The following is a 26,869-nucleotide window of genomic DNA, read 5'->3' as shown; positions in this document are numbered from 1 at the left end:
GATGCCGGCGCGCGCCGCCAGGACCGCCAGGCTGGCCGCCGCGTTGCCCGTCGAGGCGGCCGCCACGTGCTCCACGCCCAGCCGCGCGCAGTCGGCCACGGCCATCGCCGTCGCGCGGTCCTTCAGGCTGGCAGAGGGCAGGCCCGTGTCGTCCTTCAGATATAGATCGGGCAACCCGAGTTTCGAGCGCAGGCGTTCGGGCGCGTGGAGGGGCGTGTCGCCCAGCGACCAGGAGGGATGGGCGGTCCCGGGCCAGAGGGGCAGCAGAGGCAGAAAGCGCCAGAGATCGGGCCGACCGACCGCGGGAAAGGCCTCGCCGCCCGGCAGCCCCGCGCGGATCGCCGCATAGTCGTAGGTAGCGTCGAGGATCCCGTCGATGCCGCACGCGTCACAGACGAAGCCGCGCCAGTCCGTCCCGAACTCTTTCCCGCACAGCACGCACCGATACCCCGACCAGTGCGGATTCACCTCGACCTTAGGCAGCCCCATCCTCCGAACCTCCCGCCCAGGCGCCCATGCACATAACGGCGCCGGCAGGGAGGTGAGCACACACGTCATGCCCCTCATGCGTGCCGAAATCGGGGCATGACGTGCGTGCTCATCTCCCTGCTGGCTACATCGTGAGCGCCATGAGCGCCTTGGCCGTATGCAGCCGATTCTCGGCCTGGTCCCAGACGACGCTCTGCGGCCCGTCGATCACCGCGTCGGTCACCTCCTGCCCGCGCGTGGCCGGCAGGGGGTGCATGTAGACGGCGTCGGGCGCGGCCAGCTTCATGCGCGCCTCGTTGCAGATCCAGCCCGGATACTTCTCGATGTGCGCGACCGCGGCCTCGCGGTCTGGCTCGGTCACCAGGCAGCCCCAGCTCTTGGGGTAGACCACGTGGGCGCCCGCGAAGCCGGCGTCCATGTCGTCGACGATCTCGAAGTTCGTGCCGTGGCGCGCGCAGTCGGCGCGCGCCACGTCCACGATCTCGGGCAGCAGCTTGAACTCGGGGGGATGGGCCAGGGTCACGTCCAGGCCCATGCGGGCCATCATCAGGATCTCGGAATGCGGCACCGAGATGGGGCGCACGTACGAGGGCGCGTAGGTCCAGCTGACGACGATCTTGCGGCCGTGCACCTCGTCGCGGAACGTCTCGCGCACGGTCATGATGTCCGCCAGGGCCTGGCAGGGATGGTACATGTCGCATTGCAGGTTGATGACCGGCACCCCGGAGATGGCGGCGATGTCGCGCATGAAAGCGTTGCCGACGCCCCAGTCGCAATTCCTGATGGCGATGCCGTGACCCATGCGGCTCAGGACCTTCCCGGTGTCCAGGACGGTCTCGCCGTGGCTGAGCTGGAGCTTCTCCGGCGTGAGGATGTTGGCGTGGCCGCCGAGCTGCGTCATGCCCGCTTCCATCGAGTTGCGCGTGCGGGTGCTCTGCTCGAAGAACAGCGCGAAGAGCGACTTGTCGCGCAGCAGCGGCGTGGGCTCGTCGCGGTGGAACTTGTCCTTGAGATCGGCCGCGGTCGCCAGGGCGTGCTCGAGTTCCTCGTCGCTCCAGTCGCGGGCCGTGATGTAGTGCCTGCCTTTCAGGTCCATGCTCATCCGTCACCTCTGGTCGGTATTGATGAAGGCGCGGGGATACGCCGCATAGAAGGCGCAGGCCTTCACGACGTCCTCGACTGGTACGTATTCGTTGGGAGCGTGGGCGAGGCGTTCCTCGCCGGGGCCGAAGCCGACGCAGGGCACGTCGTGCAGGCCCTTGATTGCCACGCCGTTGGTGCTGAAGGTCCAGCAGGAGACGGTCGGGGCCGCACCGAGCGCGTCGCGGTGCGCCGCGATACCGGCCTGCACGGCCGGATGGCTCTCGGGCACCGTCCAGGTGGGGTAGTACTTCTCCATGGGGTAGACCAGGCCGGTCCAGGAGGGAACCTCGTAGGTCAGGATCCACACTTCGGCTTCGATGCCGGCGCCGGCCAGGGTCTCCGCGACCTCCCTCACGGCGAATTCCCTGGTCTCGCCGGCGGTCAGGCGTCGGTCGATGTGCAGCTCGGCCTTGTCGGGGACGGCGCAGAGGCTGGGACCCTCGGTGCCGAACCAGGTCACGCAGCAGCTGCCCTTGCCCAGGAAATCGTCGCGGGCCAGACGCGCGTTGAGGGCGTCGATGGCCGCGCAGGCCGGTGCGAGCTTGGTGGCGGCGTTGTCGCCGCGCTCCGGCGCCGAGCCGTGGCAGGAGACGCCCCGGGCGGTCACGCGGATCTCCATGCGCCCGCGCTGGCCGCGGGTCAGCGTCAGGCCGGACGGTTCGGTCGAGACGACGACTTCCGGCTTCAGCACGCCCTCTTCCAGGATGTAGTGCCAGCAGAGGCCGTCGCAGTCCTCCTCCATGACCGAGCCCACCATCCAGACCTGCAGGCCGTCGAGCAGGCCGAGGTCCTTCATGAGCCTGGCCGCGTAGACCATGCCGGCCATCCCGGCCTTCTGGTCCACCGCGCCGCGTCCGTAGACGCGTCCGTCCTCCAGCTTGCCCGCGAAGGGATCGCACGTCCACTGGTCGCGGTCGGTCACGTCCACCGTGTCGATGTGGGCGTCGAAGGCGACGACGCGGGGGCCGTCGCCCACGCGCCCGAGCACGTTGCCCAGCCCGTCGAACTTCACCTCGTCGAAGCCGACGGCCTCCATCTCGGCGGCGATGCGCCGCACGACGGCCTCTTCCCCGCCGGAGAGGCTGGGGATGGCGACGATGTCGCGCAGGAAACGGATGAGCGGTTCCCCGAGACCGCGGGCGGCCCCCAGGATTTCGGTGTGATCCATCTTCGAACTCCCGTATGAGCCGTGGCTACATTCTCTTCATGCCGTCCCAGATCCGGCGCGCGGCGTCCCGGCAGGCCTTCCCGTCGTAGGGGGCCGGATCACCGCGGCGATACCGGCGCTCGCCGCCCACGTAGACCTCGGCGATGTCCCAGGGATGGAAACCGAAGAGCATCATGCCCAGCCAGTTGTCGGTTTGCAGCGGCGTCTTCTGGTGCGCGTCGCAGATCAGGAAATCGGCCGGGGCACCGGCGTCGAGCGAGCCGAAGGGTTCGCCGAAGACGTCTCGGGCCAGCTGGTAACCGCCGATCCAGAAGCGTTCCGCGCCGTCGAACCCGAGCGGGCCGCGTCCGGTCTCGTTGCCCCGGTAGAAGGTGGTGCGCATCTCGCCCCACATGTTGCCGTCCAGCCCGTCGGTGCCCAGGCAGACGCGCGAGGGGAAACGGTCCACCGGCGCGCGGCCCACCCCGTTGTTCATGTTGGAGCGGCCGTTGTGCACCAGCCAGGCGCCCTTGTCCTCGATGACCTGCAGGTCGAGCGGGGTCAGGTCGACGCCGTGGGCCAGGACCGCGCCGGGGCGGATCAGGCCGAAGCCGTCGAGGCGCTCGAGGGGGTCGGGCCAGCCGCGGTCGTTGCTGATCTCCCGGTCGGTCGTGCCTTCGGCCAGGTGGATGTGCACGCCGACGCCGAAATCGTCGCAGAGCTCGGCCAGCCGCTTCAGTGTCCGGTCCTCCAGCGTGAAGCTGGCGTGGGCGCCGACGAGGCCGCGGAAGCCCGGCACATCGCCGCCGGCGCCGGCGATCTTCTCCAGGTAGCGGCGGTTCTCGGCCAGCATGGTGTCGCGGCTGCCGGGACCGCCGCGGTCGGTGACCTCGTAGCAGAGGCAGCCGCGCAGGCCCACGTCGGCGATGCCGCGCTCCACATGGTCCAGGGACTTGCCCACCGCCGTCACGCTCGAATGGTGGTCGAAGATGAGGGTCGTGCCGCAGCGCATGGCATCCCACGCGCCCGAGACGGCGCTCATGTACACCGAGTCGGCGTCCAGGGCCCGGTCCAGCTTCCACCAGATCTCCGTCAGCACTTCCTGGAAGCTGCGCGGTGTTTCCGCGGGGGCGGGCATGCCGGGCGCCAGGGACGAGTACAGGTGGTGATGGGCGTTGACGTGGCCCGGCATCACCGTCCGGCCGTTCAACTCTACGACCTGTTCGCCCGCGCGGGATTCGAGCCCCTCGCCGCGCTCGACGATGCGTTCGCCTTCGATACGCAGATCGGCGAGCTCCACCCGCGGGTTCGGTGCTGCAGACAGCGCGACGGGCAGGTAGTCCAGAACCTTGGCGCCCTTCAACAGGAGGGCGGTTCGCGATCGGTCGTCATGGGCGTTGGGCAAGGCTGGCCTCCTGGCCTGGATTATCGATCGAGAGCGCCGTGCGGCCGCAGAGCGACCGGCCGTGCGGAGGATGTCCATGGTCGGCAAACGGCGCGAAAACATCAAGAAAAAACGCCCGGGAGGAGCGCTCCCGGGCGTCGGTGCCAAAAGGTTGAAGGCTCAGGATTCCGGCAACAGGTCCTCCAGCTGCTTGAAGATCTGGTCGATCTTGTAATCGCGCAGCGTCCAGATCGTCCGGTCCCGGGAGGTCATCACGAAGTAGTCCTTCTGGCCGGCGTCGTGCTCGCGCAGCTCGCCGACGCGCAGCTCGAAATCGGTGCCGTCGGCCAGGGCCACCTCCACGCGCCGTGCGGCCTTCCAGAGTCCGTAGTCCTCCATGGGCGTCTTCGGATCGTCGATGTCCGAGGCCTGAATGTTGGTCAGCGCGTTCATGATGCCGTCGACCTTGGTCTTGGCCAGCGGCCGTCTCTCCGGCTCGACCAGGACCCATTCCCAGGTGCTGCGGTCGGGTTCCGCGGTAACCGTGTCGCCCTCGGCGGCTGCCGGCGCCGTGAAGACCTTCTCCATGGCCAGGGTCCGGTTGCCGTCGTGCAGGGTGATGGCCTCGATGTCCTCGCGTTTGCAGTCGAAGACCTTCAGGTCCAGGAAGAACTTGTTCTCGGGTCCGGCCGGTCCCGCGTGCATGCCGAGCTTGCCCAGCACGTTGGCGCGCGTGAGGAAGACGGCGTTGCTGGCGGGGTCGCGCACGAAGGCGCCGGCCCCGCTGGCGGGTTTGCGTCCGATCTCCAGGGTGTAGACCGGTTCCCATTCCTTGCCGTAGAGGGTCAACGTGACCGGTTCGGCGTCGGGCCCCAGGCCGTAGTCGGCCAGGATCGCCGCGCTGTCGGAGCGGTATTGCCCGGTGAGCCCGTCGAGGGTCGCGAGCAGCTCGTCGATCTTGCGCTGATCGACGGGATGATTCCAGGCCGAGCGGGCCACCCAGTGATCGGGCAGCCGTTCGAGGACGACCTCCGTGGAGTCGGCGCCGCCGCTCACCAGCACCCGGTTGATCTCGTCGGCCGCGAAGACAGTGCCCAGGACCGGGCTCGTGTCGGAGGCGGAGGTCGAGCGGTCGTGGCTCGATTTCTGCACCAGCGCCAGCCCGATCAGGACGACGACCGCCAGGGACAGAAGGTACAGGTTGCGCTTGCTCATCGCGCCGCCTCCTTCCTGCGGTTGCTCGCGCGCATGAGTCCGAAGACGACCAGCAGCACGGGGATCAGCGCGACCGTCAGGAGACGGAAGACGACCTTCTCGCCGTCGCTCACGGGGCGTATCACCCGCTGGGTCAGGATCTTCGAACGGATGGAGATCAGGTCCTCGCCGTGGACCAGGCCGTCCACCGCGTTGAGCAGGAAGAGGGAGTTGTGCCCGGCCTGCAGGGCCATGTCGTCGAACATCTTCGCGCAGCCGACCAGGACCAGCCGGGCCTCCTCGCGCAAGAGCGGCGCGACCGGATCGGCCGACGCAGGGCCGCCGGCGTCTTCATCCTGTGCGCCGGCGTCCGGCCAGGCGGGCGGCTCGGCGCCGTCGAAGGCGTCGGGGAAGCGGCCCCGCACCTCCACGGCCAGGGGCAGGCGAGGCGACAGCTCCTTGCCCTCGGGCTGGAAGAGGCTGCCGGCCATGACGCCCGCGGCGAAGGGCTCGGTCCAGGTCTGGGCGCTGCTTGTGAACAGGTCGGTGCGGGCCAGTTCGTGTTCGGCCAGCACGGTCTCGTCGAATTCCAGCGCGGAGCCCCAGAGGTACAGCAGGGTGCCGATGCGATTGCTGATGGCCGCGTCTGGGTTCATTTGCGTGTCCGTCACCTGGATCTGGATGGGCAGTCGCACCGGCTCGTTGGTCTGGAAGCGCATGCCGCCGATGTTCTGGGTGCGCGGCACGTTCAGGACCTGGCAGCTGGAATCCATGAGATGGTCCGTGGAGACGGTGAGGCCGAGACCGGCCAGCATCTTCTCGAGGCCGCTGGTCTGTGGGATGCCGCTGATGCTGTAGGCGTCGCGCATGCCAGGCTGGTAGCCGTATTCGTGCGTCTGGACGGCGATGATCGTGTTCATGCCGTTGCTGAGCGCGCGGTTGATCTCGAAGGCCTGCCGCTCGTTGAAGTCGACGGGATTGAGCACCACGAGCACGTCGGCGTCCTCGGGTATGCGCGAGCCGGCGGTCAGGTCGATCCGCTCCACCAAGTAGTGCTCCTGCTCGAACAGTTGCGTGGCGGTGGTGTAGATGTCCTGGGGCTCGGGCGGCTGCATGCCCTGTTGCAGGTACATCATGGCCACCTGCTGGTCGACCTCCTGCAGGGGAGCCACCAGGGCCACTTTGGGCTGACGCTCCTGCGTCAGACGGTAGACGCGCGACAGCAGCTCGTACTCCAGCGAGATCAGCGACTGCGGTAGCACCTGCGGCAGCACCTCCTCGGGGTAGTCCTTGTAGGCGATGGTCATGGCGCTCCAGATTAGCTTGATGCTGCGTTCGTCCTTCTCGATGGACTGCACCTGGAACGGCCTCACGCCCCGCGAGCTCAGCGAGGTCTGCAGCTCCTCGTCGTCCTGCGGGTTGTGGACCGAGTACTCGATCATGCCGTCCGAGGCGCGGCTGTAGTCGTGCAGCTTGTCGGACACGTCGCGCTCGAGGGTCTTCAGTTCGGTCGGCATGTCCTCGGCGCCGGTGATGTAGAACTTGACCTGCACCGGAGCCTTGAGCTCGCCGAGGATCTTCTTGGCCGACGGCGACATGGTGTAGAGACGGTCGCTGGTCAGGTCGGCGCGCACGCCCTGGAAGTTGCCCAGCACGCCGGTCAGCAGCACGGCCGCCGCCAGCAGCAGCACCACGGCCACGGCGAAGGTCATGCGGAAGTTTCTGCGCTTGGGGGTCATTAGTACTTCCTCCCTTCCAGCCACAGTGTGTTGAGGACGAGGAAGACGCCGGTCAAGGCCAGGAAGTAGGCCAGGTCGCCCAGCTCCAGCACGCCGCGTTGCAGCGACTGGTAGTGGGGCATCAGGCCGAAGGCGTTCTGCAGGAAGGTGCCCAACCCGGACACCCAGCCGTCGATGGTCCCCGAAACGAACGGCATGCCCAGCAGGAACAGCAGGAAGCAGGCGAGCATGCCCAGGATGAAGGCGGTGATCTGGTCGCGGAGCAGGCCGCTGGTGAAAATGCCCACGCTCATGTACAGCCCGCCCAGCAGCAGGGCGCCCAGGTAACCGCTGACGATCGCTCCCACGTCGGGATTGCCCAGGATCAGCAGCATGATGAGGATGGGCAAGGTGCCGAGCAGGGCGATCACGTAGAAGGTCATGGCGGCGAGATACTTGCCCAGCATGACCTGGCTCGACTTCATGGGCAGGGTCATCAGGAGCTCGAAGGTGCCGCTCCGCTTGTCCTCCGCCCATAGCCGCATCGAGACGGCCGGGATGAAGAAGATCAGAAACAGCGGCAGGTTGTTGAAGAACTCGCGCATGTCCGCGGCGCCGGCCAGGAAGAACGGCGTCATGAACAGGCCGCAGTTGAGGATCAGGAACACGATGATGAAGATGTACGCGATCGGGCTGTTGAAGTATGCCGCGAACTCGCGCCGGAAGATGACGCCCGTGCTAGACATGATGCACCTCCCTGTTCCCGCTCTCCTGTCTCGTCAGGGCGATGAAGGTGTCCTCGAGGCTGAAGCGCGACTCGTGCAGCTCCAGCAGTTCCCAGCCGCGCTGGTTGACCAGGCGTCCCACCGGGCCCGTGGCATCATGGCCGAAGGGCGTCCGCAGCTCGAACCTGCTGATGCCGCCGGCGTCCGAGACCAGGGCGGCCGATTCCAGCTCCGGGAGCTCCCGCAGGGCCGCGGCGGCCGTTTCGCCGTCGGCGCGGCAGCTCACGTAGACGCGGTTGCTGCCCATGGCGCGCTGCTCCAGCTCGTCGACCTTCCCGTCGGCGACGATGCGCCCGTCGTTGATGATCACGATGCGCTGGGTGATCGGCGAGACCTCCTGCAGGATGTGCGTGGAGAAGATGATGGTCTTCAGCCGCGCCAGGCTGTGGATCAGGTCGCGGATGCCGATGATCTGCAGGGGATCCAGTCCCGTCGTGGGCTCGTCCAGGATGAGGATGTCGGGATCGTGTATCAGGGCCTGGGCCAGTCCCGTTCTCTGTCGGAAACCCTTGGACAGCTCGATGATGGGTTTGTGGTAGACTCTGGCGATGCCGCAAGCCTCGACCACCCAGTCGCGCCGCTTGCGCAGGCGAGCGCCGGTCAGGCCGCGCGCCTCGCCCACAAAGTCCAGGTATTCGTGGACGGTCATGTCCACGTACAGCGGATTGTTTTCCGGCAGATAGCCGATGCGCCCTCGTACTTCCAGGGGCCTCTCGAGAACGTCGATGCCATCGACGGTGACGGTGCCGGCATCGGCGGCCAGGAAGGTCGTGATGATCTTCATGGCCGTGCTCTTGCCCGCGCCGTTTGGTCCCAGGAAGCCGAGGATTTCGCCTTGTGCGAGGCGGAAGGACACGTCGTCGAGTGCGACGGTCGCTCCGAACCGCTTCGTGACGCCACTTACCTCGATCATCGCTATGGTTCCTCCGGTTCTGACGTGTGTGAAAAAGCGTTGGACGCAAAAAATACGGCGACGGCGCCGGCCTCGGGAGCCGTCTCCGGAATAACGAGAGGGCAATATACAACATAATGCCCGCCACGTTCCAGAAAATGTGAGTTGCACGCGACACCCCGATGATCTTCATTGGGAGAGGCTCGCGGGGAATGAACGGAAAGATGAGCGGATGATGAGCACGCGATGCGTTTGCTGCTCGGTCCGGCGGGCGTTCCTGACGCTCCTGGCCGGGCTCGTCGTGTCGACCGGTTGCGGCGGCGGCGGGCGGGAACCCGGCAGCCGCCAGGCCATCCTGATCATGCTGGACGCGGCGCGACCGGACCGCTTCTCGGCCTATGGCTACGCCCGCGAGACCACGCCGCGCATGGACAGGCTCGCCGAGAACGGCCTGATCTTCCAGAACCACTTCGCCCAGGCCACCTACACGCGCGCGTCCTTGCCGACGCTGTTCTACTCGCGCTACTTCGCCAAGTCCATGTTCCCCGCCAGCCCGTCCATCCCCCTGACCGAGCCCGACGACCTCTTCCGCGTACCCGACGAACAGACCCTCTCCCTGGCGCGGACCCTCTCCGCGGACGGCATCCTCACCGCCGTCGTCTCGGCGCATCCCTGGATCAAGCGGGGGACCGACTTCGCGGACGATTTCGACGAGCTGCACGACCTGGCCAACAACGCCGCCGACGGCCGCGTGCATCCCGACGCCGAGACGATGATCGACTACGCCATCGACTGGCTGGGCGAACACCTGGAGCAGGACTATTTCCTCTACATCCACATGATGGACACCCATACGCCCCACTACTTCGATGCCGACGCCCGGGCCTATTTCGGCCCCGAACCCTATACCGGCGACCGCTTCGAACCCCTGGGCAACCCCAAGAACGTCGAGCAGCCCCTGTCCCGAGAGGACAGGCGCTACCTGGACGCCCTGTACGACGGCAGCCTGCGCTACAACGACCGGGAGCTCGGCCGCCTGTTCGACTACCTGGCGGAGCGGGGACGTCTCGAGAACACGCTGATCATCGTCACCGCCGATCACGGCGAGCACCTGATGGAGGTGGCCGGCCGCTACGGCCACGAGTGCGACTGGTACGACGCGGTCGCCAGGATCCCCCTGCTCGTCTATTACCCCAGGAAACTCGCCCGGGGCGGCGTCAACGCGCCGAGCGAGGGCGTGGACATCTCGCCGACCGTGCTGGATCTGCTTGACGTGCCTTTTCCCGAGGGCAAGGCGACAGACGGCGTCGACCTCGTGCCGTACGCGAGGGGAGAGGCCGACGCCAAGCCCTACGTGATGGCCCGACAGGCCATCCGCAGCAGCCAGTTCAAGTGCATCTTCGCCGATCCGGACGCGGTCCTGCTCGCCGACGCCGCGCCGGCGGTCGCCGGCCTGTCCGGGCGGCTCTACGACGTGCGCGCCGACGTGCTGGAGACCCGCGATCTCTGGACGGTCCGACCCGACGTCGTGCAGACGATGCTGGACGCCTACCGCGCGTCGATGGCGCCCCGCTTCCGGCGGTACCAGGCGGCCGTCAGGTTCACCCAGCCCGAAGTGCCCTTCGCGCTCGGCACCAACCATGCCCGGATCGAGGCCGAAGCCCGCTTCGTCAAGCGCGCGCCGCGCGACGAGGACTGCGGCGGCGACGTCGAGGGCGAACCATGGCTGATCTCCGAACACGACCACAAGCACTGGTTGATGGCGAGGCGCGGCGCCGGGCCCTGCCGTCTCGAGATCGCCGTTCCCGAAGGAGAATATCGTCTCTCCGCGCGCGTCATGGGCCGCGGCCGGATGACCGTGGAAGGCTCGGACGAGGTCTTCGACATCGCCGGCATCGACTTCGAGCCCGGGAAGTACGCCAATCTGCGCGAGACCCACATCGGCTACGTCACCGTGACCGGCGACGTCTTCCGGGCGCGCCTGGAACTGCCCCCGGACTCGGACTGCTTCTTCCTGCGCATCCTCGGGTTCTCGCCCGTGGCGAGCGACGAGGATCTGGCCGAGGATCAGGCGCTCGACGAGGCGCGGATCGAACGCCTGCGCTCACTGGGGTACGTGGACTGATGGGATCGCCGGGCGACACCGGGGACGGCCGGCGTCCCCCCGAGCCCAGGCTCTGGCGCTACGAACTACCCGGCGGGTGGATCGTGCTCGCCGGCCGCACCGAAGCCGACAACGACCGTCTCTCCCTGAAGATCGCCCGGCCCGACGACTGGTGGTTCCACGTCAAGGGCCTGTCCGGCAGCCACGTGGTGCTGCGGGTCCCCGCCGGCGAGGAGCCCGACCGGGCGACGGTCAAGGCCGCCGCGGCGGTCGCCGCCTGGCACAGCAAGGCCCGCGGCTCGCGCCAGGTCGCCGTGACGGGGACGCGCGCCCGCTACGTATCGAAACCGCGGGGGGCCAAGCCGGGCACCGTGCACGTGCGTCGCGAGGAGACCTTCAAGGTGCGGCCCGCGCTACCCGCGTCGGCCGCACCTTGAAGGTCTTTTCAGGGAGACGCGGCGTAGAGGTAGCGGAAGGCGGGACTCAGGGAGTCGCGCCAGAAGCCCCACGAATGCCCTTGGGGCTTGACCTCGACCAGGTGTTCGAAGCCCTTGTCCTCGAGCATGTGAACGAAGCTTTCACAGCCGGGGACGAGGCGCTGGATGTCGTAGGTTCCCCAGTTCACGTACAGCTTGAGCGAGGTCGGGTCGAGGGCCGCGATGCCGTGGTGCTGGGCGGGGGCCACCGAGGGACTCATGACCGCGACGCGGTCGAACCTCTCGGGGTAACGTCGCGCCAGGTACAGCGAGATGTTGCCGCCGTAGCTGGCGCCCATCGAACCCCAGGGACCGCGTTCGCCGTAACGCGCTTCGATCAGAGGCATCAGAGTATCGGCGATGAAGCGGCCGAAGTCGTCCTGGAGGTCGGTGGCGTACTCCTCGGTGCGGCGGCCGGGGGGGACGCACACGCAGATGGGCAGCGTGATGTCGGCGCGGAATTCCTGGAACCAGGAGATCGCTTCGGCCAGGTCGGCGAGCGTCAGATATTCCAGGCCATCATGCACGAGCAGGTAGGGACGGTTCGCATCATCGGGAGCGGCGGGCCTCACGACGACCACGGTGCGCTGACCACCAAGCTGGGGCGTCGGCACGGTCAGCGTGTCCAGGCGGCAGGGGGGAAGATCCGAGTGGTCCACGAAGGGAGGCGGGCGGTAGCCATGCAGCCGCATCTCCGAGTTGGGCCCGAAGCCGCTCATGCAGGTCAGTGGGTTGCGGGTATCGAGTTTCCAGACGCCGTCGCAGACGAACTTGTAGTCGAGGCGGGCGCCTTGCGGGGCGTTGGCGAAGAGGTGATACCACAGGTCTGTGCCCGGCAGGTGCTGCATCAAGGGCAAGGGCTGCCAATCCGTGGTGTCTCCCGCCAGGCGGATGTCCCGGCCGGGACCGCGGTAGACGATGCACAGGGAGTCGCAGCCGAGCTTGCAGAACGGGTTCTCCGGAATCCTGGTGAGGAACTGGTCCACGGCCGCCTGGCGTTGGGCCATGGGCAGGGTCGCGATTTGGCGGAGTCTATTGAATGAATCTTCGCCAGCCCGGGATGTACCCGTAGCGGACACGGCAGCGATCAATCCCACGATCACGATCATAATCTTCATATCCACATCACCTCGAACATGTCCGCCGGCGGGAATCCCGCGCGGTCGAGAATATCAGAGCAACCAGAAGCCCGCGACCATGATCAGAACCCCGCAGGCGCGCCGCAGCCAGAGGGCGCCGCCGGACTGCGCGTGCCAGTCGAGCCAGCGCTGGGCGCGGGCGGCGCTGGCGCCCACCAGGGCGATGATGCCGCAATGCCCCAGGCCGAAGGCCAGCAGCAGCAGGGCGCCGCGCAGGGGGGAGGTTGTCGCTTCGCGGAAACCCGCGCCCAGCACCGGCGCCAGGAACGCGAAGGTGCAGGGCCCCAGTGCCACGCCGAAGACGAGGCCCAGCACCAGCGCGCCGGTGAAGCCGCGTCGCCCGCCGGCCCGTGCGCCGGCGGACGGCAGGGGCAGCGGCAGCACGCCGAGCAGGTGCAGGCCGATGGCCAGGAAGATCGCCGCCACGGCGCGATTGCCCCAGACGCCCACGTCGCCCAGCATCCGGCCGGCCAGGGCCGTGACCGCGCCGACCACGGCGATCGAGAGCAGGATGCCGGCGGCCAGCGTGGTCGACAGCAGCGCGGCGCGCCGGTCCCCGGTGCTCCCGTCGCCCACGTAGGCGACCACCAGCGGCAGGCTGGCCAGATGGCAGGGACTCAGCACGATGCTCAGGACGCCCCAGACGGCGGCGGCCGCGAAGGCGATGACCATGCTGCCGCCCGCGGCCGCCGCCAGGGATGTCAGAAGGGTTTCCACTAGAACTCCACCCCGAGCTCCCGCCACTTGGCGAGGATCTCCTGGCCGGAATAGAAGCCCACGTGACGGTAGAGCTCCGCGCCGTCGACCGCATAGAAGATCTGGGTCGGGATCACGCTCACGCCGTACCTTTTCGCGGCGCCCTCGGTCTTGTAGACGTCGATGAAGACCACGTCCAGGCGGCCGGCGTACTCTTCGCGCAGGTCGTCCAGGATGGGCGCCATCATCTTGCACTGGGTGCACTTGTCGGAGCCCAGGTCCACCAGACGGGGGATGGCGTCGGCGCCGGCGGACGCTGCGGGTTCGTCTGCGCGCCGGCCGTCCTTGACCGCGACGACGGCCACGGCGGCGGTCACGACCAGCAGCACCACGGCGATTCTCGTGCTCTTCTTCATGTCAGCATCCCCATGATCTCGGCCACCGACGGCACCTTGCCCACGGCCTTGACCTCGCCGTCGACCACCAGGGCGGGCGTCAGCATCACGCCGTAGGCCATGATCTCGGCGACCTTCGAGACCTTCTCGATCTCGAAGTCCTGGCCGAGATTCTCGGCGGCCTCGCGGGCGCGCGCGGCCAGCGTCTCGCACTTGTCGCAGCCGGTGCCCAGTATCTTGATGCTCTTCATGGTCCTCCCGTCAGATCGAGCCGTAGATCAGACCGCTTAGCGTCGCCATCGCGACCACCAGCGATACGAAGGTCAACGTCTTGGTCGTGCCCAGGACGCTGCGGATCACCAGCATGTTGGGCAGCGAGAGTGCGGGGCCGGCCAGCAGCAGCGCCAGGGCCGGGCCCTTGCCCATGCCCGCGCCGAGCAACCCCTCGAGGATGGGCACCTCGGTCAGGGTGGCGAAGTACATCAGGGCGCCGGCGACAGAGGCGAAGAGGTTGGCGCCCAGCACGTTGCCGCCCACCATGCGGGACACCCAGCCCGACGGTATCAAGCCCTCGTGCCCGGGCCGGCCCAGCAGCAGCCCCGCCACCAGCACGCCCGCCAGCAACAGGGGCAGGATCTGTCGCGCGAAGCCCCAGCTCTCACCCGCCCAGTCGCCGAGCTCGTTACGGCGGTGACGCGCCAGGATCACCACGCCGACCAGGGCAGCGCCGGTCAGTTCCCACTTCACGCCGTGGATCGTTCCCCAGAAAGAGGAGGCATGGCCCGGCGCGCTCCAGTTGGCGAAGACCAGCACCGCGATCAGCGAGGCGAAGAACAAGGCGTCTTCGCCCGGGGAGGACCGCGCATCGGCTGCCGGAGTTTCGGGGGCGGTGATCCGCCGCTCCTCTTCGCGGCTAAAGATCCGGCTCATGGACAGGCCGATCACGATGCTGAACACGACCGCCCCGACGGCGCGGGCGATGCCCATCTCCAGCCCGAGGACGCGGGCGGTGAGGATGATGGCCAGCACGTTCACCGCCGGGCCGGCGTAGAGAAAGGCCGTGGCCGGCCCCAGCCCGGCGCCCAGGCGCGAGATGCCGGCGAACAGCGGCAGCACGGTGCAGGAGCAGACCGCCAGCACCGAACCGGAGATCGAGGCCACGCCGTAGGCCAGGGGCTTGGGGGCCGTGGGCCCCAGGTACCGCATCACCGCGCCCTGTCGCACGAAGGCGGCGATGGCGCCGGCGATGGCGAAGGCCGGCACCAGGCACAGCAGCACGTGCTCGCGCGCATACCAGCGGACCAGGTGGAAGGCCTCGAGCAGGGCGCCGTCGAAGCGTAAGGCGCCCACGGGCAGGAAATAGCAGGCGAGGAATATCGCGACGATCCAGGCGGCCGCTCCGGCCTGCGCGCGGGACGTCATGCCTTCAGCTCCCGGATGACGCGGCCGGTGCAGGCGAAGAAGTCCAGCACGCAGGGCGTGCGCAGGGAGTAGACGACGCGGTTGCCGTCGCGGCGGTCGGACACGATGCCGTGCAGGCGCAGCACCGCCAGGTGCTTCGACACGGTGGACTGGTCGGAGCCCACGAGTTCGGTCAACTCGCCGGCGGTGCAGTCGCCCTCGCCCAGGCGATGGACGATCAGCAACCGTGATTCGTTGGACAGGGCCTTCAGGACGCCGGCCTGGCGCCGGATGGCGTCGCGGTCGCGCATGTTCCACCTCGACGCCGATAATATGACATTATGGCCATATAGCCAAGCAGAATTCCTGTCACCTGTACAGCGACTTGATCTCGCCCCAATCGCGGGTCTCGCCGGCCACCGCGGGACCGCCCAGCTGGATATAGTTCCAATACGCGCCCTGCTGCGGCATGGCCGCCAGGTTGCTGGCGGGCTGCCGGCATCCCGGCGGCACCGGATTCGCCACCCAGGCGTTGAACTCGGCCAGGAAGAACGCCTGGTTCACGCTGATCGTGCCGCCCCCGAGCGGCTCGAACCACAGATGGAGATGGTAGCCGGGATCGTCGGGGCAGCCCAGGCTGAGCGCATAGTCCCAGCCGCTGGCGAAGGCGCTGGCCTGCACCCACAACTGCTCGCCGGAGTCGACCAGGTCGTGCGCCGAGCCGTACTCGTGGACCAGGTCGCATTCGAGGCACGACCCGCCGAGGCCGAACTCGACGCGGCCGATCAGCTCGCCCGGCGTCGAGGGGGCGAGGATCAGCTTGACCAGGGCGCTGGTCTCGTAGGTGAGATCGTCGATGGTGGTCGGGTCGAAGTCCGTGTCGATGTCCAGCAGGATCTCGTACGCCGAGACGTGCGCGGCCGCCAGCAGGATGACCAGAAGCGAGGCAGAGAACGTGCGACGATGACAAGAGTCCATGATCTCCCTCCTATGAGGATAAAAATGGGGGAGGTAGGGCACCGGCGGGGCGCTGGGATGATATCACGTTTTCAGGGGACCGTCCATACCGTCCGCCGGCGGTTCAGCCGGGGAAGACGACCGCGAGCCGCCGGTGCAGCTCGTCGCGGGTCGCGCGGAAGGCGTCCAGCCTCGTCCCGGCGTCGCCCTGGACCGCGGCGGGATCGGGCAGTCCCCAGTGGATGCGCAGGGCGTCGCCCAGGAAAGCAGGGCAGACCTCGTCGGCGCAGAGGGTGACGACCGCGTCGACGCCGTCGGGAGCCACGTCGGCGACGTCGGTCGACCGGTGCCCGGAGATATCGATGTCGATCTCGGCCATCACGGCGACCGCTTCGGGTCGCACGCTCGTCGGCCGCGATCCGGCCGAGGCGACGGTCACGCCCTCGGGGGCCAGCGCGCGGGCCAGGCCTTCGGCCATCTGGCTGCGCGCGGAGTTGGCGACGCACAGGAAGAGCAGCGTACGCGGCGCCCGCTCGCGCAGCGTCCGCGCTCCCGCGCGCCAGTCCTCGTGCGGGCTTCCGTGGCTCACGTCACCTGCTCCAGGACAGCCGGTCGCGGAAGCGCAGCGCCACGCCGACCAGGGCGATCAGGACAGGCACCTCGACCAGTGGGCCGATCACCGCGGCGAAGGCGGCGCCGTGATGGATGCCGAAGGTCGAGACGGCCACCGCGATGGCCAGCTCGAAGTTGTTGCTGGCGGCGGTGAAGCTCAGCGCGGCCGACTTGTCGTACGCGGCGCCGGCACGCCGGCTCATGGCGAAGGAGACGAAGAACATGGCCAGGAAGTAGACCAGCAGGGGCAGGGCCACGCGCAGCACGTCCAGGGGCAGCTCGACGATCTTGTCGCCCTTGAGCGAGAACATCACCACGATGGTGAACAGCAGCGCGATCAACGTCAGCGGCGAGATGCGCGGCGCGAACACCGTCCGGTACCAGACATCGCCCTTGAGGGACCGCAGGATCGTGCGCGTCAGGAATCCGGCGGCGAAGGGGATGCCCAGGTAGATCAGCACGCTGCGCGCGATCCGACCGATGGTGATCGACACCTGCACGCTTTCCAGGCCGAGCAGGGGCGGCAGCACGCCCAGGAAGAACCAGGCGTAGACGGGAAAGAACAGGATCTGGAAGATGGAGTTGAAGGCCACCAGCGCGGCGCAGTATTCGGCGTCGCCGCGCGCCAGGTCGTTCCACACGATGACCATGGCGATGCAGCGGGCGAGACCGATGAGGATCAGACCGGTCATGTACTCGGGCCGGTCCGGCAGGAACACGACCGCCAGCACGAACATGAAGACCGGCCCGACCAGCCAGTTCTGCACGAGCGAGATCGCCAGGATCCTGACGTCGCGGAACGCCAGGCCCAGACGCTCGTAGCGCACCTTTGCCAGGGGCGGGTACATCATCAGGATCAGGCCCACGGCGATGGGCACCGAGGTGGTGCCGGAGTCGAACCGGCCGAGCCAGGCGCCGAAGCCGGGCCAAGCCCAGCCGATCGTCACCCCGCTCGCCATGGCGAGGAAGATCCAGAGGGTCAGCCAGCGGTCCAGCACCGACAGGAGCTGCGGGCCGGCTGGCGCCTCGGGGCGGGCTGCGCTTTCGTATGTAACACTCATGCTGTCCTCGGAAATGCGGCTGTGGAACGTCTGCGACATGATACAGTCCCGGCAGCGAATGACAAGATCAAGGAGACCGGCGTGGAGAACAACGGCAAGTCCGACCGGGAACTCGACCTGCTGCGCGACGAGATCGACCGCGCCGATCGAGAGCTGATCGACCTGCTCGCCCGGCGCCGCGAGGTGGTGACCCGCATCGCGGCTCTCAAGACGGCACGGGGCTTGCCCGTCTACGCGCCCGACCGCGAGGAGGTCATGCTGCGCGCGCGCCGGCGGGAGGCCGCCGAGCGCGGTGTCCATCCGGAACTGATCGAGGATATCCTGCGCCGCATCATGCGCGACTCGTACCGCGCGGAGGGAGAGCACGGCTATCGCCGCGCCGCACCCGAAGCCTGGCCCGTCGTGCTGGTCGGGGGCGCGGGCGGGATGGGACGTCTCTTCGCCCGTCATTTCACGGCCTCCGGCCACCCGGTGCGCATCCTGGACCGAGACGACTGGAGCCGCGCCGACGAGCTGCTCGACGGCGCGGGGCTGGTGCTGGTCGGCGTTCCCATCGCCGTCACCCTCGACGTGCTCGACGACCTGCGCGGGCGCCTGCCCGCCGGGGCGGTGCTGGCCGACATCACCAGCGTCAAGGTCGCGCCCCTGGCGCGCATGCTCGAGATCCACGACGGACCGGTCGTGGGACTGCATCCCATGTTCGGCCACTCGGCGCCCTCGCTGGCCAAGCAGGTCTTCGCCCACTGCCCGGGCCGCGACGCCGCCGCCTGCAGCTGGCTGCTGGACCAGCTGCGCATCTGGGGCGCGTTTCCGGTCACCGTCGAGCCGGCGGTCCACGATCGCCTCATGGGCGCGATCCAGGCCCAGCGCCACTTCGCCACCTTCGTCTACGGCCTGCACCTGATGGAGGAACAGACCGATCTGGACGAGGTGCTCGCGCTCAGCTCGCCCATCTACCGCCTGGAACTGGGCATGATCGGCCGCCTCTTCGCCCAGGCACCGGACCTCTACGCTGACATCATCTTCGGGTCGGAGGTGGGACGGGACCTGGCGCGCCGTTATCACCGCCTGTTCGCCAGGATGCTGGACATCTACGAGAGCGGCGACCGCGCCGCCTTCCTGGCCGACTTCGCGCGGGTCAAGGACTGGCTCGGCCCGCTGGCGGACGTCTTCCTGGCCGAGAGCGATGCCCTGCTGGACCAGGCGCGCGACCGGCTCGACATCCGCGCCGCCGGCGCAACCCGCCGGCGCGGCGATCCGTAGCAGAGACATCCGGAAACCGACAAGGAGCGATGTCATGACCGAACTGGAGCTCGAGGCGAGAACGATCGTCCTGCGGCGCATGCGCCCCGAGGACGCCGAGGCGCTCTACGCGTACCGCTCGCTGCCCGAAGTCTCCCGCTACCAGGACTGGTTGCCCGCCTCCGTCGACGAGGCGCACGAACTCGCCGGGGCGCAGGCCGGGCTGGAGCCGGGCACCCCCGGGACCTGGTTCCAGTTCATCATCTGCCGACGCGAGGACGGCGAGATGGTGGGCGATTGCGGCATCCGCTTCGCCGACCAGCAGCACCGCAGCCCGGAGCTGGGCATCGCGCTGCACCCGGATCATCGCCGACGCGGCTACGCCACCGCCGCCATCCAGCTCGTGATCGATTACCTCTTCGCAGAGCTGGGCGCGCATCGTGTGGCAGCCCGTACCGATCCGCGCAACCTGCCCGCCATCGCCGTGATGAACCGTCTCGGCCTGCGTCAGGAGGGTCATTTCCGCAAGAGCCACTGGCAACGGGGCGAGTGGGTGGACGACGTGTCCTTCGCCATGCTCAGGGAGGAATGGGCAAGGGAACGCCGGAGCCGCTCTCCCCGGCGGGAATGACGTCATCAGAGCGCGATGATCCGACCGCCCACCACCACCGACCTTGCGCGCGTCGGCCGGCAGAGCAGCAGGGCCGCCACCCGGTCGCCGACCCGGTCGTAGGTCGGGTCGTCCAGGTCGAAGAGCGCCAGATCGCAGGCGCGGCCGGGCTCGAGCGCGCCGATGTCGTCGCGGCCCAGGCAGGCCGCCCCGCCCAGGGTCGCCATCTCCAGCACCTCGCCGACCGTCATGGCCGACGCGCCGCCGAGCACGCGGTGCAGCAGCAGGCACTGCCGCAACTCGGCCAGCAGGTCGGAGGAGTCGTTGCTGGCCGAGCCGTCCACGGCCAGTCCCACCGGACAGCCGGCGGCGCGCAGCTCGCGCACCCGGCAGATCCCCGAACCCAGCCGCATGTTGGACGTCGGACAGTGGGCGATCGCCACGCCGGCGCACCCGAGCCTCGCGACCTCCTCCTCGTCGAACCAGATGCCGTGGGCCAGCCAGACGTCGTCGGCCAGCCAGCCGGTATCCTCCAGCAGGTCCACCGGCCGCATGCCGTAGACCTCGCGGCAGTAGGCGTCCTCGTCGCGCGTCTCGGAGAGATGCGTATGCAGGCGTACGCCGTGCGCGCGGGCGAGCTCCGCCGTGGCGATCATCAATTCGGGGGTGATCGAGAACGGCGAGCAGGGCGCGAGCGCGATGCGCACCATGGCGCCCGGCGCGGGATCGTGGTATTTCGCGATCAGCCGCTCGCTGTCGGCGAGGATGGTCTCGGGATCCTGCACCACGGAGTCCGGGGGCAGGCCCCCGTCCTTCTGCGAACGCGACATGCTGCCGCGGGTGGGGTGGAAGCGGATGCCGGCCTCGCGGGCGGCGTCGATGGTGATGTCGATCAGCTCGGGCGAGGCGCCCCGGGGAAAGAGGTACTGGTGGTCGGTGGTGGTCGTGCAGCCGCTGCCGAGCAGCTCGCGACACCCGACCAGCGCCGCCGCGTGGAAGTCCTCGTCGGTGAGCTGCGCCCAGACGGGATAAAGCGTGCGCAGCCAGGCGAAGAGCTCGGCGTCCACCGTGCCGGGCCAGGCCCGCGTCCGCGTCTGGTAGAGGTGGTGGTGGGTGTTGACCAGGCCGGGCAGTACGACGCAGCCGCGTGCGTCGAGCCGTTCGTAAGCGGCCAGCGGCGCGCCGTCGATCTCCCCGGGCGGGTCGCCGGCGCCCACCGCCGTGATCAGACCCTCACGGGACGCCACCCAGCCGCTGTCCAGGATGCGCCGTTCGCCGTCCAGGGTCACCAGCGGTTCGGCGTTCGTCAGCAGGAAAAGACCGTGATCGCTCATCGCCCCATTCTCCGTTGGTTTGTGGCCCGGCCACCGTTATACTCCACGCGACGGGAGCGCACCGCAACAGCTTATCATCCCGATTCTGGCCCGTATCTTGTAGCATCGACCCGTCGTGCCCGAACCGACCCGGTTTTCGACCCAAAAAGAGGGCATCCTGAAAATGCGATGTCCGTAAGAGGGGACGGCGCGAAAGGCCCCCCAAGATTGACGGTTGAACGAAGGAGGCTACCGTGCGAAACAATCGGCCAACGACCCTGGCGACCCTGTTGACGCTGATCGCCGCCCTGGCGCTGCTCGGCGGCTGCGGTGGCGGCAAGACCGTCACCCGCGTCGGCACCGACACTACAATCGACCTCTCCGGCCGCTGGAACGACGCCGACAGCCGGCTGGTGGCCGAGGAGCTCATCGCCCAGGCGACCACGAGCCCCTGGGTCGAGAACCACCTGCTGGCCCACGGCAAGAAGCCCGCGGTGATCGTGGGCAACATCGCCAACAAGTCGTCCGAGCACATCCCCGTCAACCCCTTCATGGCCGACGTGGAGCGCGCCTTCATCAATTCCGGGCGCGTGCGCATGGTCGCCACCGCGGAGCAGCGCGAGCAGCTGCGCGACGAGCGGGCCGACCAGCAGCAGTACGCCTCGCAGGAGTCCATGAAGCAGTGGGGCCGCGAGCTGGGCGCCGACTACATCATGCTCGGCGAGATCAACACGATCATCGATCGCGAGGAGGGCGACGAGGTCAAGTTCTACCAGGTGGACGTCTACCTGATCGACCTCCAGGACAACACCAAGGCCTGGGCGGGCTTCAAGAAGATCAAGAAGTACGTCAGCCGCGACGGTTATCGTCCGTGATCGAGCCGCCGCGCATGCGCAGAGGGGCCGCGGCGTCCGCCGCGGCCATCTCCCTGGCCCTGCTGCTGGCGGGAACGATGCTGTCGGGGTGCTCCACCTACGTCGAGCGCAACCGTATGCTGCGCAGCGATCTGACCGACGGCGACTACGATGCGGCCCTGAAGGTCATCGACGACGGCGCCAAGGGACACGATCGTCTGCTCAACCTGCTGGAGCGCGGACTCGTCCTGCATTACGCCGACCGCTGGCGCGAGTCCAACGAGGTCTTCGAGGAGGCCGAGCTGCTGGCCGCGGACCTCTACACGCGCAGCATCAGCCAGGCGGCCATCTCCCTGATCACCAGCGACGGCGCCATCGACTACCGGGCCAAGCCCTACGAGATGGTCCTGGTGCCCTACTATCGGGCCCTGAACTACGTCTACCTGGGCGAGCGCGGCGAGGTCCTGGTGGAGGCGCGCAAGGCCGAGATCCGGCTGCGCGAATGGATGGAGACGGCCGCCGCCGCGGGCGAGGGGGGCGAGCACGACCCGGCCCTGGACAACAACGCCTTCCTGCACTACCTGCGCGGCATGCTCCACGAATGGGGAGGGGAGACCAACGAGGCGTTCCTGGCCTACCGCCACGCCGCCTTGGCCTACGCCGCCGCCACCGGCGACCTGGCGTCGGAGACGCCGCCCTGGCTGGGCGCGGATCTGCTGCGCACCGGCACCAGGCTGGGATTCCGCGCCGAGCTGGACGAGTTGCGCGACCGCCTGCCCGGCCTGTTGCCGGAGACCTACGCACCGCCGGAAGACGCGGGGGAGGTGGTGCTCTTCATGGAGCTGGGGTACGCCCCCCACCGGGAATCCCGGGAACTGGATCTGCCCATCTTCAAGAGCGACGACTTCGACGACGACTACGATGCCTGGTCACTGACCCTGCATAGCCGCTATCGGCACGGCTGGGCCGGGCGAAACGTCGAGATCGCCTACTGGCTGCGCATCGCGGTGCCCGAGCTGCGGGACGATCCGCCCCGGGTGGCCGGCGCCCGCGTGAGCAGCGGCACCGTGGGCGGACAGACCCGCACCGTGCTGGTCGAGGACGTGGCCGGCCGCGCCCGCCTGCGCTTCGCGGCCGACCTGGACGGGATCCTGCTCAAGACCATCGCCCGCGCCCTGGCCAAGTTCGTGGCCAAGGAGAAGGTGGACGACAAGAGCAAGGTCGCCGGCCTGCTGGCCAACCTGCTGGGCGCCGCCACCGAACGCGCCGACACGCGCGGCTGGTTGACCCTGCCGCACGGCATCGCCATGGCCCGCCTCACCCTGCCACCGGGCGTCTACGACCTCCGCGTGGATCTGGTCGACCCGCTCGGCCGCTCGCTGGGCGAGCAGACGATCCCCTCGGTCCAGGTGCGCCGGGGCGGCTGGACCTTCCTCTCCCGGCGCGTCTTCTGATGAAATTGGCGGCCGGCGCCCCGCACCGGCGCGCCTTCGCCGTGTCGTGCACATGATGGAACTGATCGACACTCACCGTCACCGAACAAGGGTCAGCTTCCGGCTGGCGCTTCTGCCGTCCGACATCACAACACGCGCGAAGTAGAGCCCGCTGGACATGGCGCGGCCCCGGTCGTCGTCGCCGTCCCAAACCACCTCGTGACGTCCGGCCGTCAGCTCGCCGGCGACCAGCGTCCTCAGTCGCCGCCCCTCCAGATCGTACACCGCCAGCTCGACCCGGTCCGACCGCACCAGGTTGAAGCGCAAGGTCGTGCGCGGGTTGAAGGGGTTGGGGTGGTTCTGCAGGGCGGTCGCCGAGAGGACCGTCGGCGGCGGGTCGTCCGCGCCGGTCACGTCCCCGATGATCAGCTTGGCCCGCACCGTATGCGGCCCGGCGGGATCGTCCGATTCCAGCACGATGTCGTCGTAGTACAGTCCGGTCGGCAGACCCGCCGGATCGAAGGTGGCCCGGCAGACCAGGGCGTCGCCCGGGTTCACCCGCCCGGTCAAGGGCGTCACGTCCAGCCAGCCCGCCTGCCAGGTCACGTCCGCCAGAGAAAGGGGCAGCACCCCGTCGTTGTAGACGGTGAAGGTCTCGACGCCCAGCAGCGGCATGGCTTCCAGCGCCGCGGGAATGTTCAGCAGGCCGGCGCCGGCGGCGTTGTCGCGGCCGGGGGCGCCGATGTCGGTCGCCGACGTCTCGAGGGCCTCGGCCAGCAGGGTCGGCGTCGCGCCCGGCGTCGCCTGCAGCAGGATCGCCGCCGCGCCCGCGACCAGGGGGCAGGACATGCTGGTGCCCGAGTAGGCGACGTAACCGCTGCTGGACAGGGTGGAGGTGATGTCGACGCCGGGCGCGGCGATGTCCGGCTTCATCAGGCCGGGCGGATAGGGGTAGTCGTCGTAGCCGGTGCCGGCGATGGCCCAGACCGTGGGGCCGAGGCTGGAGCTGGGCCAGACCGCATCGGCGTTCGTGGTCGCGCCCACGGCGATCACGGCCGAATGGCCAGCCGCGCCGAACCAGGGGTCGGGGCAGTCGGCGGGCGTGCCGATGTCCTGGGGCAGGGGAAAGTGCCCGCCTGTGTTGTCGCCGTTGCCGGCGGCGGTGATCCAGGCGACGCCCATGGCCAGCAGGATGTCCGCGTTGGCCCGGTTGGCCTCCTTGAGGTCGCCGGCCGGGTCGTCCCAGCCGGCGCTCATGCTGAACACGTCGACCGGTCCGTTGTCCAGGCCGAACTGCATGGCCTCGACCATGTCGCTGTAGTAACCGGGTACAGCCCGCAGGGCCATCAGCGTGGCGCCGGGGGCGGCGCCGGTGGCGGTGCCGCCGCTGCCGTCGCCGGCGATCAGTCCGGCGGTGTGGGTGCCGTGGTGGATGCTCGTGTCGCCTTCGTAGGGATCGTCGTCGTCGTCGACCGCGTCGTAGCCGTGGTGGGGCCAGGCGCCGCCGCCGTCCCACATGCGATCGGCCAGGTCCGGGTGATCGTAGGACACGCCCGTATCGACGTGGCCCACGAGGACGCCCGTACCGTCGAAGCCCTGGGCCCACGCCTGGTCCGCGCCGATGCGCGGGAGGTGCCAGGCCAGGGCCTTCCCTCCGTCCCGCGGCGACGATGCCGCCGCCGCGCCGTAGGTACGGCTGGTGCGGTCGTCGAGCCAGATGCGGCCGACCGCGGGCGCGGCGGCCAGCGCGTGGACGCCCGCGGGTTTCGCGTTGGCCGCGTAGGAACCAGCCAGCCACAGGGCGTCCGTCCGCTCCAGCAGGCCGGCGGCGGCGAGTTCGGTGAAGACCGGCGCGAGTTCGGCGCCGGCGCGCTCCAGGGTGGCGCGCAGGGCGGCGACGGTTGTCTCGCGGCGCCGGCCGCGGTCGATGTCGCCGAGGGCCGCGTCCAGGGCGCGGGCGTCCACGCGCAGGACCGGTTCGATTATCACGGTCAAGGTGCCGTCCGGCGCGGCCTTGGCGAGAGCCGCGCGCAGGGTCTCGCCGAGGACCTCGACGTGGCTGACGCGCCGGGTCGGCGGGTCGGCGGCCAGGCGGTCCAGTGAGACGCGGCCAGGCGGCGCCGCGAACTGATGCATGACGTGGTCGGGTTCGACGCGCAGGACCGGATCGCCCGCAAGCCAGGTCCAGGTCTCGGCGGTGACGTTGTCCGACTCGTCCGACTCGGCCACGTCGTCCAGCGTGTCCACCGCGAAGGCGATCTGGTGCGGGCCGGCGTCGAGGATGAGCTGATGGTCCTCGACGACGACGTAGGTCGATACGGGCAGGCCGCCCGTCAGCTCCCAGGCGGCCGCGGCCGATCCATCCACCCGCAGCTCGATGCGGAAGTCGGCGGCGATGTCAGCCAGGCCGTTGTTGATGAACGCGAAGCTGATGAACGCGCGCCGGCCGGCGGCCAGGTAGCCCGTGCTGCGTTCGCCGGCGAACATGTTGCCGACCAGGGGCGCGTTCCAGCCCGCGGGCGCGAACGGCGAGAGGTCCGGATGGGTGGATCGCTCGCAGGTATAGACGTTGTGGCCCTCCGTCGGGGTGTCGCGGCGGTCGATCCAGCCGGCGTGCAGCAGGTTCGCGCCGGCCGCGCCGTCGAGGTAGCGGTACTGGGGCTCGGCCAGGTTCTGGTCGGTGACGATCTCGATGTCGCCGAAGTTGTCGGGATGGCCGTGTCCGCCGCCCTGACGGGCCGCCACGTCGAACTCGTCGCCGCCCGGAGGCGCGTCGAGCCATAGGCAGCCCACGATGCCGTCGCGCGTGTAGACGGCCGGGCCGACGCTCTCGTACGCGTCGGCGACCATCTCGTAGGGGCCGTACAGGGTGGCGCCCGCGTCCCAGGAGAAGGCGTAGATGATGTCGCCGTCGATGTTGCCGAGCCCGTCGTCGAAGTCGTGCTGGAAGACGGCGAAGACCTCGCCCGCGGCGCAGGCCACGCGCGGGAAGCCGCAGCTGTTGGCGGTCCAGCTCGACAGGTCCGTGATGTCCGTGAAGCCGCCGCTCACGGCGTCGCTGGCGATCAGGATGCGGGTGGGTCCGCCGTAGACGTCCGCCTCGCCGTTGATCAGGTGGGCCAGGGCGCCGTCCAGCGCCGCGTCGGGCCAGAGATCCGGATACCCGTCCGGCACCAGGTAGTCGAAGCTGACTGTGTTGCCCGCGTTGGTGGACCACATCCAGATCAGTGTCCATTCCCACTGGTATAGGTCCCAGTTGATCTCCTGGTAGCTGGCGGCGATGTACAGGGTGGCGAAGTCGCCCGCCCCGCTGACCGCAACGCTGGGCGTGGCGTTGATCGAGTCGGTGAACAGGCCCTTGATCCAGGCCCAGGCGGTGGGGTCGTCGGCGTCGGCGGAGCGTGTGCGCACGATGTAGCCGTCGTCGCGGATCCAGACCACGTGTATGAAGCCGGCGCCGTCGATGGCGATGTCGGGCATGTATTCGTCCTGCGCGAACGACGGCATCTCCCAGACGGTCCAGGTCTGTCCGTCGTCCTGGCTGCGCGCGATGTGGATGTCGCGGTCGGTGCCGCCGAGATCCGTGGCCTCGAAGACGGCGTACAGGTCGCCGGTGGCGGGGCTGACCGCCAGGGAGCAGAAGGCGTCGTTCATGTGGGTCGGGTCGGCCAGCAGCCGGTCGGTCGACCAGGGCGCGTCCCGGGTCCCGCCGCGCGGGGATGACGGGGACGACAGGGACTTGCCGACCTGCGGGCGCAGGTCCAGCCACGTTTCGCGGGGCAGGGCGGCGTTGCGGGGAGGGTCGCCGGGCCGCAGCGCGCGCG

At 68.9% G+C, this 26,869-nt stretch carries 25 protein-coding genes; 6 read left to right on the top strand and 19 right to left on the bottom strand.

Features of this window, described 5'->3' with window-relative positions; translation table 11 throughout:
* From KJ554_14610 to KJ554_14575, 8 genes are all read right to left on the bottom strand, one after another.
* On the bottom strand, nt 1–489 hold a 489-nt coding region (locus tag KJ554_14610; GenBank protein MBU0743563.1), incomplete at its 3' end, for a pyridoxal-phosphate dependent enzyme.
* A gap of 124 nt (nt 490–613) precedes the next feature.
* Nucleotides 614–1,591: an ornithine carbamoyltransferase gene (locus tag KJ554_14605; protein MBU0743562.1), complete on the bottom strand. Its 978-nt coding sequence runs from the start codon at nt 1,589–1,591 to the stop codon at nt 614–616.
* Between the two features lie 3 nt (nt 1,592–1,594).
* On the bottom strand, nt 1,595–2,800 hold the full coding sequence (locus KJ554_14600; protein MBU0743561.1) for a YgeY family selenium metabolism-linked hydrolase: 1,206 nt from the start codon (nt 2,798–2,800) through the stop codon (nt 1,595–1,597).
* 25 nt (nt 2,801–2,825) lie between these two features.
* On the bottom strand, nt 2,826–4,184 hold the full coding sequence (locus KJ554_14595) for an amidohydrolase family protein (GenBank protein MBU0743560.1): 1,359 nt from the start codon (nt 4,182–4,184) through the stop codon (nt 2,826–2,828).
* 159 nt (nt 4,185–4,343) lie between these two features.
* The gene (locus tag KJ554_14590; protein ID MBU0743559.1) at nt 4,344–5,378 is read right to left on the bottom strand and encodes a DUF4340 domain-containing protein; all 1,035 of its coding nucleotides are present in this window, start codon (nt 5,376–5,378) and stop codon (nt 4,344–4,346) included.
* The gene (locus tag KJ554_14585; GenBank protein MBU0743558.1) at nt 5,375–7,096 is read right to left on the bottom strand and encodes a GldG family protein; all 1,722 of its coding nucleotides are present in this window, start codon (nt 7,094–7,096) and stop codon (nt 5,375–5,377) included. Before KJ554_14585 ends, KJ554_14590 begins: the two co-directional genes overlap by 4 nt.
* Nucleotides 7,096–7,821: an ABC transporter permease gene (locus KJ554_14580; protein MBU0743557.1), complete on the bottom strand. Its 726-nt coding sequence runs from the start codon at nt 7,819–7,821 to the stop codon at nt 7,096–7,098. Before KJ554_14580 ends, KJ554_14585 begins: the two co-directional genes overlap by 1 nt.
* Nucleotides 7,814–8,773, bottom strand: coding sequence for an ABC transporter ATP-binding protein (locus tag KJ554_14575; GenBank protein MBU0743556.1), 960 nt, complete (start codon nt 8,771–8,773; stop codon nt 7,814–7,816). Before KJ554_14575 ends, KJ554_14580 begins: the two co-directional genes overlap by 8 nt.
* Before the next feature lie 214 nt (nt 8,774–8,987).
* On the opposite strand from KJ554_14575, the gene KJ554_14570 reads away from it, so the two are divergent.
* Both KJ554_14570 and KJ554_14565 read left to right on the top strand, forming a co-directional pair.
* Complete coding sequence (locus tag KJ554_14570) at nt 8,988–10,877, top strand: sulfatase (protein MBU0743555.1); 1,890 nt, start codon at nt 8,988–8,990, stop codon at nt 10,875–10,877.
* Nucleotides 10,877–11,293, top strand: a complete 417-nt coding sequence (locus KJ554_14565; GenBank protein MBU0743554.1) for a DUF814 domain-containing protein — start codon at nt 10,877–10,879, stop codon at nt 11,291–11,293. The genes KJ554_14570 and KJ554_14565 overlap by 1 nt, the downstream gene beginning before the upstream one ends.
* An 8-nt stretch (nt 11,294–11,301) precedes the next feature.
* Here KJ554_14565 and KJ554_14560 read toward each other — a convergent pair whose 3' ends face one another.
* The 9 genes from KJ554_14560 to arsB all read right to left on the bottom strand — a co-directional run bounded on the left by KJ554_14560 (nt 11,302) and on the right by arsB (nt 17,593).
* A complete protein-coding gene (locus KJ554_14560) occupies nt 11,302–12,339 on the bottom strand; it encodes an alpha/beta fold hydrolase (protein ID MBU0743553.1) in 1,038 nt (345 codons plus the stop codon).
* Nucleotides 12,340–12,504: 165 nt separating this feature from the next.
* A complete protein-coding gene (locus KJ554_14555) occupies nt 12,505–13,143 on the bottom strand; it encodes a cytochrome C biogenesis protein (protein MBU0743552.1) in 639 nt (212 codons plus the stop codon).
* A gap of 44 nt (nt 13,144–13,187) precedes the next feature.
* Nucleotides 13,188–13,583, bottom strand: a complete 396-nt coding sequence (locus KJ554_14550) for a thioredoxin family protein (GenBank protein ID MBU0743551.1) — start codon at nt 13,581–13,583, stop codon at nt 13,188–13,190.
* On the bottom strand, nt 13,580–13,813 hold the full coding sequence (locus KJ554_14545; protein ID MBU0743550.1) for a TM0996/MTH895 family glutaredoxin-like protein: 234 nt from the start codon (nt 13,811–13,813) through the stop codon (nt 13,580–13,582). The genes KJ554_14550 and KJ554_14545 overlap by 4 nt, the downstream gene beginning before the upstream one ends.
* 10 nt (nt 13,814–13,823) lie before the next feature.
* Nucleotides 13,824–14,984 (bottom strand): permease, encoded by a 1,161-nt coding sequence (locus tag KJ554_14540; protein ID MBU0743549.1) that lies wholly within the window; start codon nt 14,982–14,984, stop codon nt 13,824–13,826.
* Nucleotides 14,981–15,274: a metalloregulator ArsR/SmtB family transcription factor gene (locus KJ554_14535; protein MBU0743548.1), complete on the bottom strand. Its 294-nt coding sequence runs from the start codon at nt 15,272–15,274 to the stop codon at nt 14,981–14,983. Before KJ554_14535 ends, KJ554_14540 begins: the two co-directional genes overlap by 4 nt.
* A gap of 58 nt (nt 15,275–15,332) precedes the next feature.
* Nucleotides 15,333–15,941, bottom strand: a complete 609-nt coding sequence (locus KJ554_14530) for a hypothetical protein (protein ID MBU0743547.1) — start codon at nt 15,939–15,941, stop codon at nt 15,333–15,335.
* A gap of 103 nt (nt 15,942–16,044) precedes the next feature.
* Nucleotides 16,045–16,398, bottom strand: coding sequence for an arsenate reductase ArsC (locus tag KJ554_14525; GenBank protein ID MBU0743546.1), 354 nt, complete (start codon nt 16,396–16,398; stop codon nt 16,045–16,047).
* Nucleotides 16,399–16,510: 112 nt separating this feature from the next.
* On the bottom strand, nt 16,511–17,593 hold the full coding sequence (gene arsB / locus KJ554_14520) for an ACR3 family arsenite efflux transporter (protein MBU0743545.1): 1,083 nt from the start codon (nt 17,591–17,593) through the stop codon (nt 16,511–16,513).
* 81 nt (nt 17,594–17,674) lie between these two features.
* Between arsB and tyrA the strand changes: the two genes are divergently transcribed.
* Both tyrA and KJ554_14510 read left to right on the top strand, forming a co-directional pair.
* Nucleotides 17,675–18,856, top strand: coding sequence for a bifunctional chorismate mutase/prephenate dehydrogenase (gene tyrA / locus KJ554_14515; GenBank protein ID MBU0743544.1), 1,182 nt, complete (start codon nt 17,675–17,677; stop codon nt 18,854–18,856).
* 34 nt (nt 18,857–18,890) lie between these two features.
* Complete coding sequence (locus KJ554_14510; protein MBU0743543.1) at nt 18,891–19,466, top strand: GNAT family N-acetyltransferase; 576 nt, start codon at nt 18,891–18,893, stop codon at nt 19,464–19,466.
* A gap of 5 nt (nt 19,467–19,471) precedes the next feature.
* Here KJ554_14510 and KJ554_14505 read toward each other — a convergent pair whose 3' ends face one another.
* Nucleotides 19,472–20,779: an 8-oxoguanine deaminase gene (locus tag KJ554_14505; GenBank protein ID MBU0743542.1), complete on the bottom strand. Its 1,308-nt coding sequence runs from the start codon at nt 20,777–20,779 to the stop codon at nt 19,472–19,474.
* A 257-nt stretch (nt 20,780–21,036) separates the two neighbouring features.
* On the opposite strand from KJ554_14505, the gene KJ554_14500 reads away from it, so the two are divergent.
* Both KJ554_14500 and KJ554_14495 read left to right on the top strand, forming a co-directional pair.
* On the top strand, nt 21,037–21,633 hold the full coding sequence (locus KJ554_14500; GenBank protein ID MBU0743541.1) for a penicillin-binding protein activator LpoB: 597 nt from the start codon (nt 21,037–21,039) through the stop codon (nt 21,631–21,633).
* 14 nt (nt 21,634–21,647) lie between these two features.
* A complete protein-coding gene (locus KJ554_14495; GenBank protein MBU0743540.1) occupies nt 21,648–23,066 on the top strand; it encodes a hypothetical protein in 1,419 nt (472 codons plus the stop codon).
* Between the two features lie 78 nt (nt 23,067–23,144).
* On the opposite strand, the gene KJ554_14490 is transcribed toward KJ554_14495, so the two are convergent.
* On the bottom strand, nt 23,145–26,869 hold a 3,725-nt coding region (locus tag KJ554_14490), incomplete at its 5' end, for a S8 family serine peptidase (protein MBU0743539.1).

The organism is bacterium, assembly GCA_018814885.1.
Taxonomy (GTDB): Bacteria; Krumholzibacteriota; Krumholzibacteriia; order LZORAL124-64-63; family LZORAL124-64-63; genus JAHIYU01.
This window is presented reverse-complemented; position numbering and strand designations above follow the sequence as displayed.

Coding starts and splice junctions, on each gene's coding strand:
- KJ554_14525 (MBU0743546.1), bottom strand. CDS start 16,398: ATGGCCGAAGGCCTGGCCCGCGCGCTGGCCCCCGAGGGCGTGACCGTC.
- KJ554_14565 (MBU0743554.1), top strand. CDS start 10,877: ATGGGATCGCCGGGCGACACCGGGGACGGCCGGCGTCCCCCCGAGCCC.
- KJ554_14600 (MBU0743561.1), bottom strand. CDS start 2,800: ATGGATCACACCGAAATCCTGGGGGCCGCCCGCGGTCTCGGGGAACCG.
- arsB (MBU0743545.1), bottom strand. CDS start 17,593: ATGAGTGTTACATACGAAAGCGCAGCCCGCCCCGAGGCGCCAGCCGGC.
- KJ554_14560 (MBU0743553.1), bottom strand. CDS start 12,339: ATGGCCCAACGCCAGGCGGCCGTGGACCAGTTCCTCACCAGGATTCCG.
- KJ554_14590 (MBU0743559.1), bottom strand. CDS start 5,378: ATGAGCAAGCGCAACCTGTACCTTCTGTCCCTGGCGGTCGTCGTCCTG.
- KJ554_14605 (MBU0743562.1), bottom strand. CDS start 1,591: ATGAGCATGGACCTGAAAGGCAGGCACTACATCACGGCCCGCGACTGG.
- KJ554_14545 (MBU0743550.1), bottom strand. CDS start 13,813: ATGAAGAGCATCAAGATACTGGGCACCGGCTGCGACAAGTGCGAGACG.
- KJ554_14570 (MBU0743555.1), top strand. CDS start 8,988: ATGAGCACGCGATGCGTTTGCTGCTCGGTCCGGCGGGCGTTCCTGACG.
- KJ554_14575 (MBU0743556.1), bottom strand. CDS start 8,773: ATGATCGAGGTAAGTGGCGTCACGAAGCGGTTCGGAGCGACCGTCGCA.
- KJ554_14580 (MBU0743557.1), bottom strand. CDS start 7,821: ATGTCTAGCACGGGCGTCATCTTCCGGCGCGAGTTCGCGGCATACTTC.
- KJ554_14530 (MBU0743547.1), bottom strand. CDS start 15,941: ATGGACTCTTGTCATCGTCGCACGTTCTCTGCCTCGCTTCTGGTCATC.
- KJ554_14555 (MBU0743552.1), bottom strand. CDS start 13,143: ATGGTCATCGCCTTCGCGGCCGCCGCCGTCTGGGGCGTCCTGAGCATC.
- KJ554_14540 (MBU0743549.1), bottom strand. CDS start 14,984: ATGACGTCCCGCGCGCAGGCCGGAGCGGCCGCCTGGATCGTCGCGATA.
- KJ554_14550 (MBU0743551.1), bottom strand. CDS start 13,583: ATGAAGAAGAGCACGAGAATCGCCGTGGTGCTGCTGGTCGTGACCGCC.
- KJ554_14585 (MBU0743558.1), bottom strand. CDS start 7,096: ATGACCCCCAAGCGCAGAAACTTCCGCATGACCTTCGCCGTGGCCGTG.
- KJ554_14505 (MBU0743542.1), bottom strand. CDS start 20,779: ATGAGCGATCACGGTCTTTTCCTGCTGACGAACGCCGAACCGCTGGTG.
- KJ554_14535 (MBU0743548.1), bottom strand. CDS start 15,274: ATGCGCGACCGCGACGCCATCCGGCGCCAGGCCGGCGTCCTGAAGGCC.
- KJ554_14510 (MBU0743543.1), top strand. CDS start 18,891: ATGACCGAACTGGAGCTCGAGGCGAGAACGATCGTCCTGCGGCGCATG.
- KJ554_14495 (MBU0743540.1), top strand. CDS start 21,648: ATGCGCAGAGGGGCCGCGGCGTCCGCCGCGGCCATCTCCCTGGCCCTG.